Source organism: Parabacteroides sp. ZJ-118, assembly GCF_011038785.1.
Taxonomy (GTDB): Bacteria; Bacteroidota; Bacteroidia; order Bacteroidales; family Tannerellaceae; genus Parabacteroides.
Map to the genome: position 1 here is coordinate 1 of NZ_JAAKDT010000113.1, position 998 is coordinate 998.

At 52.0% G+C, this 998-nt stretch carries 2 protein-coding genes; both read right to left on the reverse strand.

The features are described from left to right. Window positions 1-698, reverse strand: a 698-nt coding sequence (locus G7Y39_RS13420) for a hypothetical protein (RefSeq protein ID WP_165157928.1), incomplete at its 3' end; no start/stop codon positions are given. A gap of 40 nt (window positions 699-738) precedes the next feature. Next, entirely contained in the window at window positions 739-933 is a 195-nt protein-coding gene (gene tnpB / locus G7Y39_RS13970; RefSeq protein ID WP_165157929.1) for an IS66 family insertion sequence element accessory protein TnpB, read from the reverse strand. Between the last annotated feature and the right edge of the window lie 65 nt (window positions 934-998).

Here is a 998-nt window from a genome sequence, read left to right on the forward strand (position 1 = left end):
TCCAAAAGGATCTTTTCCGCCTTTACCTTCTCGTAATATCCTTTCAGAAAAGCACGGGAGGCACGGGCCTGTTCACGGACCTCATCCGTCAGCCCGAGGCGGTCGGCTATGGCATCCGAATACTTCACGTCGTCCTCGAACAAATGTCTCTCGCTTTTCTGAAGAAACACCATACGGACCAGATTGTCCACCTGGCGATTCTTGGACAACGCTTTCCTGGCGACCGACTCGATGGACTTCCTCACGCTTTTTTCCATGGACTCCTTCGCGTCGGCGGCGGTCCGGTCCAGAGAATCAAGATATCGGGCGATAAGGGAAGGGTCCTTTTCCTTGGCATAGAGGCTCTTGAAAGCGTCAATCCCCGATTTGACGAGGGCATAGAAGCCGGACTGCGCCTTATGGAGTTCCAGATCCACACGCTCCTGCACCTCGCGTTCAAACTGGGCCATCAGCCCCTCCCAGGTACGTTCCATGGTTTCAAGCACCTTGCGGCGCTCCTCGTCAAACTTGGCCTCCAGGCTTGCCTTATATTCTGCGCACCCACGTTCCACCAGTTCATTGCGAAGCACCTGTTCGGCCATGAGCCGCTCGTCCTTCTCGGCGGCGCTGGAGAGCGCCGCCCGGTACAAGGCCATCAGTTCGGCATATTTGGCTTCCGAAACATAGCCTTGGGGAGCTGTATCTTTATGATTGTCCATGACCGAATCCCTTTTTTATTATGGCATAAAGGTACAAAAATCAGCGGATTACGCAAATAAACTGACAACTTTTCCCGTCCGCAAGAATACGTGGAGCATGAAAACGGCCTTTATCCAATTTACGGGTATATAGGGTTATCCCCCTGCCTTCACGATGGAGCATCTTGACTGTCCGGCCGTTCTTTCCCAGGAATACGAAAACCTCGGTAAGCGTCCAAGCACAGCCGGACGAAATTGCAAATCACGGATTCAATGGCTGTTAGCTTCTATCCCCTGATTTTGTTTTCATTAAACATTTAG